Below are 7,893 nucleotides of genomic sequence, written 5' to 3'. Positions count from 1 at the left end.
GAGGGGCGGGGGACGGATTGGGTCAACCCCGACTTTCGCTATCAGACCGCGGGGCTGACAGATGGTGGCTTCGCGGTCACTTGGGAGGCGTCGGTGCCGACCCCCGACGAAGAGAACTATGACCCCAATTACGCCAATCAGGGGCGCGAGATCTTTGTCCAGCGTTATGACTCTGAGGGGCTCGCAGCTGGAGACGTGACGCGGCTGCAGGGAATGACGGGCAATCTGGACGATCAGTTGCCGCAGATCGAACCCTTGCCGGATGGCGGCTTCGTGGTCAGCTGGACCGGGGCCACGTCTGATCGACAGGGCACGGATGTTTTCGTGCAGCGCTTTGGCGCCGATGGAGAAGAGGCGGGCGATCTGCAGCGGCTGCAGGGCATGGCCGGAAACTTGAGTGACAGTCAGGCCCAGATCATCCCACTGCCCGACGGCGGTTTTGCCATGACCTGGAGCGGGGGCACGCCAAGCGGACCTTTCGGGACTGACGGGCAAGGCTTCGAGATCTTTGTCCAGACCTTCGATGCGGATGGCGCGGCGGTCGGGGCATTGCAACAGGTGCAAGGCGAGGCCGGGCGCCTGACGGACCGCTTTCCCGAGGGCGCAGCCTTGGAGGATGGCGGTTTCGTCGTAACGTGGGAGGGCGCCTCAGCCAATTTCGTGCAGCGGTTCGATTCAGATGGCGAATTGGTGGGTGAGGTTCAGCCATTGCAGGCGCCGCCCGAAGACTACAGACAGAACCAATATCCGCAGGTGGCGACGTTGTCCGACAACGGCTATGCCGTGACATGGAACGCCCGCAGCACAGACGGCGGAGGTGCCGACAACTTTGTCCAGACATTCGGCGCCGATGGTGCCCCGGCGGGGGATCCTCATCGATTGGAAGGCATGGCCGGAGAGTCGGATTCCAATCCCCTGATTTCGTCCTTGGCTGACGGTGGTTTTGTGGTGACGTGGCTGGGTTTTACGTCGGACGGGCAGCGTGGCGATATCTTCGTGCAGCAGTTCGGCGCGGATGGCGCGCCGGCTGCCGATCTTCAGCGGCTTCAGGGCATCGCGGGCGACAGGGCCGACACGACGCCGCAAGTCGCCGCGCTGCAGGATGGTGGTTTCGCCGTGGCATGGTCCGGAGAGACCACGGGCAGGCAAGGGCGGGATATCTTTGTCCAAAGCTTTGGTGCAGATGGCGCCCCTGTCGGAGATAAGAGCCGTCTTCAAGGCTTGGAAACGGACTGGCAACAGGACACTGCCCCAAAAATCGCGCCATTGGCGGATGGCGGTTTTGTCGTCACCTGGGGAACTCGTGACTCAATCTCAGGTGACCCTGACGGTATTTTACAACAGCAGCTCTTCATCCAACGCTTCGACGCCAACGGCGTGCCGGTCTATCCCGACGGGGATGACACGCTGCTGGGGGGCGACGGCGACGACACCCTGCTGGGCGGTGCCGGTGACGATGTGCTCAGCGGCGGCTCCGGCGATGATGTGCTGGACGGCGGATCGGGCAGCAACACGCTGACCGGCGGGCCGGGCGATGATGTCTTTGTCTGGGACGGGACCGGCGACACCACGATCACGGATTTCGGAACCGGTGATGTCGTGGACCTGTCGGGACTGTTCAACGAGGGGACGCTTGCGGCCTATAATGCGGAGAGCGGCACCGGGTTCACGACCCCTCTGCAGGCGATGAACCACGATCTGACCGACGGGATCATCAGCTTCAACGGCGCCGACATGACCGGTCCGGGTCTGACCATGACCGGCGTCACCGGCGGGCTGACCGCCACGCAGACCGGCGTCACCTGCTTTGCCAGCGGCACGCTGATCGACACCGCCACCGGCCCGAGGCCGATCGAAAGCCTTGCCGTGGGCGATCTTGTCATGACGCTGGATCATGGCGATCGGCCGCTGCGCTGGATCGGCCGCAGCGCGGTCTATCTGATTGCCCGCCCGCATCTGGCCCCGGTCCGCATTCCGGCGGGGGCGCTTGGCGGCGGGCTGCCCTTGCGCGCGCTGATCGTCTCGCCCCAGCATCGGGTGCTGGTGCGGTCCCCCATCGCCCTGCGGATGGCTGGCGCCGCCGAGGTGCTGGTCGCGGCCTGCAAGCTGGTGGGGACGGCGGGCATCCATGTCGCGCTGGATCTGACGCAGGTCGATTACTGGCACCTGCTGTTCGACGCGCATCAGGTGATCCGTTCGGAAGGGGCACTGACCGAAAGCCTGTTCACCGGCCCCGAGGCGCTGCGCGCGGTCCCGCCGCAGGCTCTGGCCGAGATTCTGGATCTGTTCCCGCTGCTGGCCGATCCGGGCCATGTTGCCTTGCATGCCCGACCGGTGGTGCAGGGCCATCGTGCGAGAACCCTGGCCGCCCGCCATCAACAGCATGGCAGGCCGCTGCAGGGCATGAAGACGGCGGCTTGGGATGGTCAGGGTGTCGTGCGCATCCGTCGATAGGATTGGCGGGGCGATCCGTGCGCCTTGATCGCAATCTCATCTGATCGGGGATCGATTGCGCGCCCGGTGTGGCCGCCAGATGCCTTGGTCCGAAAGGCCCATCAGGCAGGTCACGAGAGGAGGCCCATCAGCCGAGTCACCGAACTCTTTAAAAACTTTACAAGGTCACTCGGCTGATATGTTTGTTATACTCATTGGCGCTGCAATTGTCTGCCTGTCTAATGAGACAGGTCCGCTAGCGGATGCCTGCCCGGACTGGCCGAACGGCGGCCCCGGCATCCGAAAGGCCCCGCCGGGACGGGCAGTCATATCAGCGGTGCCACGGCCCGGTGGATGGCGCGGCAGACCCCGGTCATCCCACCGACATCAGGGGCGTCGCCGCCCCCCGCGTCACGGTCACCCGGTCTCGCCCGTAATGCTTCGAGCGGTAAAGCGCCTCGTCCGCCCCGCGATAGGCCAGACGATGGTCATAGGGCTGGCCGACCAGATCAAAGCCGCCGATGCTGACGGTCGTGCGCTGATCCCCGACCGCCGATCCCGCTGTGGGTGCGGCCCTCGCCAGCGGCGCCCCCGGTCCCGCCCCACCTGAAGACCCACCGCCTGAAGACCCACCGCCTGAAGGTGCACCGCCTGAAGATCGGGGCCCCGAAAACGCCGCGATGGGAATGCGCAGTTCTTCGCGGAAGCGCTCGGCGATGCGGCGGCCATCGGCGGGGCTTGTGGTCCTGATGACGACGGCAAATTCCTCGCCTCCGACGCGGGCCGCGAAATCGGTGGGGCGCATGCAGGACCGGATGGCGGCGCCGATGGCCCGCAGGGTCGTGTCCCCGACATCATGGCCATAGCGGTCGTTGATCTGCTTGAAATGATCGATATCCAGCAGCAGCAGGATCACGTCCCGAACCTTTGCCGCCTCAAGCTGCCGGGTGTAATCCTCGAAGCTTCGGCGGTTGGGCAGGTCGGTCAGGGGATCGGTGGCGGCGTGCTGGGCCAGCGCGCGTTCGCGCCTGCCGCGCCGCTGCTCGGTTTCAAGCATCTTGGAAAAGACCAGCGCGGTCAGCGCCGTCAGGGCGGTGACGAACATCGTGGTGGGCAGGCTGGCGGCGGTAAAGATCATCAGCGCCAGCGTCGTCGGCACAACGCATGCGGCCCCGATCAACAGCCAGCGCAGCCTGTCCAGCCTGCGCCCCGGCGGCGCAAGGGCACCCACCGAGACCGCGCTTATCCCTGTCACGATGATGACAAGCGCGCCCGTCAGGGCGCCATTGCCGCCGATGATCATCCGGGCCACGGCGGTGATCACCATCACGGCCAATGCCCCCGGCCATCCCGCAAAGACCGAGGCGATGCCGACAAAGGCGCCCCGGGCATCAGCCTGAAAGCCCGCCCCAAGGTCGATCGGTTGCAGCATCACGATCACCGTGGCGATGCCGAAGACGATCCCCGTGACCGTCCGCCGCAGCAGGCGGTGCCGGATCCAGTGCTGAACCCGGCCATAAAAGAAGACCGCGACGGCCATCAGGCCCAAAGTATGGATCAGGATCAGGATCAGGATATGGTGCACGGCAAGGGCAGTTTCCATCAGGCATCGTCTTAAACCTTATGCGTCATGGCCCGGAATAAATCGACACTGTTCGGTACAGTTACGGGATGTTTCCGCCCTGTGTCGCATGGCGCGGCGGATCGTGGGCGTTCTGCCACAGGTTGCAGGCGCGGCGACCGGACCCTTGCCCGGGTTTTGATGGGATCGCGACGCGTGGCGGCCCTTTTCGGGGTCGGGGTCGGGGTCGGGGTCTGGACCGGTCACGGGCCACAAACGGTCCCCACGCCATCCTGTCGCGCGTGAATAAAGTTGCCCTTGCGTCAGCCATCGACTATGCCAGCCGCCAGTCGTCGCCCTGACGATCTGCGCAACCCCGCAAAGGGCGCATCCGAGGGGGCGCATCGGAGGAGGAGCCGATCTTGCTGGACCTGACCACCATCCGCGCCGAGCTGGACCGGCATTACGATCTGGCCCCCTCGGTCGCGCTGGCCGCGCAGATGTCGGATATTCATGCCCGCATGAACCGGGCGATGCCCTTTCCCGATTGGGCCATCGCCGCACCCTATGTCGCCGCGATCAACCGGCTGAAGGCCGAACGCGGCGCGGTGGTGCTGGCGCATAACTACATGACGCCCGACATTTATCACGGGATCGCCGATGTGGTGGGCGACAGCCTGCAGCTGGCGATCGAGGCGACGCGGACCACCGCCCCGGTCATCGTGCAATGCGGCGTGCATTTCATGGCCGAAACCTCGAAGATCCTGAACCCGTCGCGCATCGTGCTGATGCCCGACATGCAGGCGGGCTGTTCGCTGGCCGAAAGCATCACCGCCGAAGGCGTGGCCGCGATGCGGGCGCGCTATCCGGGCGCGAAGGTGGTCAGCTATGTCAACACCTCGGCGGCGGTCAAGGCGGCGTCCGACATCTGCTGCACCTCGTCCAATGCGGCGCAGATCGTTGCGGCCATGCCCGGCGATACGGTGATCATGACGCCCGACAAATGGCTGGCCCAGAACGTCGCTGCGCAGGTGCCGCAGAAGCGCATCGTCTGGTGGGACGGGGCCTGCATCGTGCATGAGCGCTTTACCCCGCAGGATCTGCGCGATTTCCGCGACTGGCATCCGGGCCTGCGCATCATCGCCCATCCCGAATGCCCCCCCGATGTCGTGGCCGAGGCCGATTTCGTAGGCTCGACCGCGCATATCATCGAATGGGTCGGGCGCGAACAGCCCGCCAAGGCGATGCTGGTCACCGAATGCTCGATGGCGGCGAATATCGCGGACGCGCATCCGGGTGTCGAGTTTCTGGGCCCCTGCAACATGTGCCCGCATATGAAAAAGATCACGCTGGAAAAGGTGCTGTGGTCGCTGCATTCGATGACCGGCGTGGTCGAGGTCGATCCCGCCATCGCCGCCCCCGCCCGGCTGGCGGTGCAGCGGATGATCGATCTGTCGCGCCAACTGGCCTCGTGATCCGATGATCGCCACGGACCGGGTGGTCATCATCGGCGCCGGGCTGGGGGCGCTGTATGCGGCGCTGGTGCTGGCGCCGCGACCTGTTCTGATGATCAGCCCCGATGCGCTTGGGCAGGGGGCCAGTTCGGCTTGGGCGCAGGGCGGGGTGGCCGCTGCGATGGACCCCGCCGACAGTCCCGCCGCCCATGCCGCCGATACGGTGCGGGCCGGGGCCGGGCTGGTCGATGCCGCGATGGCCGCTCTGGTGACCGCCGAGGCGCCGGATCACATCCTGACCCTGACGGCGCTTGGCACGCCCTTCGACCGTGATGCGGCGGGCGGCTATGTGCTGTCGCAAGAGGCCGCGCATGGCTGCGCGCGCGTGGTCCGCGTCAAGGGCGATCAGGCGGGGGCAAAGATCATGCAGGCGCTGGTCGCCGCCGTGCGCGCCGCGCCCTCGGTTCAGGTGGCCGAGGGGTGGGTCGCGACCGGGCTGGTGATGCGCGGTGGTCATGTTGCGGGCGTCGATCTGGCGCGGGCGGCGGGGTCGGTGCCGGTGTCCGTCATGGCGCCTGCGGTGCTGATCGCGGGCGGTGGTGCAGGCGGGCTGTTTGCCGTGACGACCAACCCGCCGCGCATCCGGGGCGAGGCTGTGGGCATGGCCGCCCGTGCGGGGGCGGTGATCGCCGACGCGGAATTCGTGCAGTTTCACCCGACCGCCATCGCCTGCGGCACCGATCCCGCACCTTTGGCGACCGAGGCGCTGCGGGGCGAAGGCGCGCGTCTGATCAATCGCGCGGGCGGGCGTTTCATGGCGGCGCTGCATCCCGATGCCGAACTGGCGCCGCGCGATATCGTGGCGCGGGGCGTTTACGCCGAAACCGTCGCGGGCCGCGAACCGGCACTGGATTGCCGGGCGCTGCCCGATCTGGGCACGCGCTTTCCGGCCGTCTCGGCGGCCTGCACTGCCGCGGGCATCGACCCCGCGCGCCAGCCGGTCCCGGTGGCGGCGGCGGCGCATTATCATATGGGCGGCATCGACACCGATGCGCAGGGCCGCAGCAGCCTGTCCGGCCTCTGGGCCTGTGGCGAGGCGGCCTCGACCGGGCTGCACGGGGCGAACCGGCTGGCCTCGAACGGGTTGCTGGAGGCGCTGGTCATGGCCCGCCGTGCCGCCCTGTCCATCGGGCGCGACGGGCCCCCTGCGCCGCCGGTGACGCTGCCCGATCCGGCGGCGGCGCCTTTGCCCGATCCGGCGCTGGTCGCGCGGCTGCGCGATGCGATGACCGATGGCGCGGGCGTGCTGCGCGATCAGGCCGGGCTGACCCGCGCGCTGGATCGCATCGCGAAGATCGCCCGCGCCCAGCCCGACAGCCCGCAGCTGGCGAACATGACCGCCACCGCGACGCTGATCTGCGCGGCAGCCCTGGTGCGCCGCGAAAGCCGGGGTGCGCATTGCCGCACAGATTATCCCGACACCCTGTCCCTTGCCCGCCGCAGCCGCCTGACTTTGGCCGAGGCGCAGGCCCTGATCCCGGAACCGAGGCCCGCATGATCCCGCCCTTGCCCGACCTGATCCTTGAACCCCTGCTGCGCGCCGCCCTGATCGAGGATCTGGGCAGCCACGGCGACATCACCACCCGCACGGTCATCCCCCATGGCACCCGCGCCCAAGGCCGGATCCGCGCGCGAGAGGCGGGCACCGCCTCGGGGATGGCGCTGGCGGCGCTGGCCTTCCGGCTGATCGACCCCGATCTGCGCCTGAACGTGCTGGTGCCCGACGGCACGGGGTTTGACGCCGGTGCCACGCTGGCCTCAATCGAAGGCGACGCCGCCGCGATCCTGTCGGCGGAACGCGTGGCGCTGAATTTCGCGGGCCGTCTGTCGGGCATCGCCACGATGACGGCGGCCTTTGTCGCCGGGACGCGTGGCACCCACACCCGCATCACCTGCACCCGCAAGACCACGCCGGGTCTGCGGCTGGTGGAGAAACAGGCCGTGCTGCATGGTGGTGGGTTCAATCATCGGGTGTCGCTGTCCGATGCGATCCTGATCAAGGACAACCATATCGCGGCGGCGGGTGGCATCGGCCCTGTTCTGCGCGCGGTCAAGGCCCGCGCCTCGCATATGATGCGGGTCGAGATCGAGGTGGATGATCTGGACCAGCTGGCGCAGGTGCTGGACGAGGGTGGCGCCCATGTCGTGCTGCTGGACAACATGGACGACACGACGCTGGCCCGCGCGGTCGAGATGGGGCAGGGGCGCGTGGTGCTGGAGGCATCGGGCAATATGGTGCTGGACCGGATCGCGCGGGTGGCGGCGACCGGGGTGGATTACATTTCGGTCGGGGCGCTGACCCATTCGGTCCGGGTGCTGGATCTGGGGCTGGATCTGTAAGGGCCACCGCACAGCCTGTCCCAAAAAAGTCGCCAATCTGTCGCA

At 67.3% G+C, this 7,893-nt stretch carries 5 protein-coding genes; 4 read left to right on the top strand and 1 reads right to left on the bottom strand.

Annotation, left to right across the window (positions count from 1 at the left end):
• Positions 1-2,454, top strand: a 2,454-nt coding sequence (locus tag EG885_RS23455) for a Hint domain-containing protein (RefSeq protein WP_207392278.1), incomplete at its 5' end; no start/stop codon positions are given.
• Positions 2,455-2,806: 352 nt separating this feature from the next.
• Here EG885_RS23455 and EG885_RS13720 read toward each other — a convergent pair.
• Positions 2,807-4,036: a GGDEF domain-containing protein gene (locus EG885_RS13720; protein WP_131575518.1), complete on the bottom strand. Its 1,230-nt coding sequence runs from the start codon at positions 4,034-4,036 to the stop codon at positions 2,807-2,809.
• A gap of 380 nt (positions 4,037-4,416) precedes the next feature.
• On the opposite strand from EG885_RS13720, the gene nadA reads away from it, so the two are divergent.
• Genes nadA through nadC form a run of 3 tightly spaced genes read left to right on the top strand, consistent with a single transcriptional unit; the run spans position 4,417 to position 7,848 of the window.
• On the top strand, positions 4,417-5,469 hold the full coding sequence (gene nadA / locus EG885_RS13715; protein ID WP_131575516.1) for a quinolinate synthase NadA: 1,053 nt from the start codon (positions 4,417-4,419) through the stop codon (positions 5,467-5,469).
• Between the two features lie 4 nt (positions 5,470-5,473).
• Entirely contained in the window at positions 5,474-7,006 is a 1,533-nt protein-coding gene (locus EG885_RS13710; RefSeq protein ID WP_131575514.1) for an L-aspartate oxidase, read from the top strand.
• On the top strand, positions 7,003-7,848 hold the full coding sequence (gene nadC, locus EG885_RS13705) for a carboxylating nicotinate-nucleotide diphosphorylase (RefSeq protein WP_131575512.1): 846 nt from the start codon (positions 7,003-7,005) through the stop codon (positions 7,846-7,848). Before EG885_RS13710 ends, nadC begins: the two co-directional genes overlap by 4 nt.
• Positions 7,849-7,893 lie beyond the last annotated feature (45 nt).

The organism is Paracoccus nototheniae, from assembly GCF_004335005.1.
Taxonomy (GTDB): Bacteria; Pseudomonadota; Alphaproteobacteria; order Rhodobacterales; family Rhodobacteraceae; genus Paracoccus; species Paracoccus nototheniae.
The sequence above is the reverse complement of the archived record's forward strand: the minus strand, read 5'-3'. Positions and strand labels throughout refer to the sequence as shown.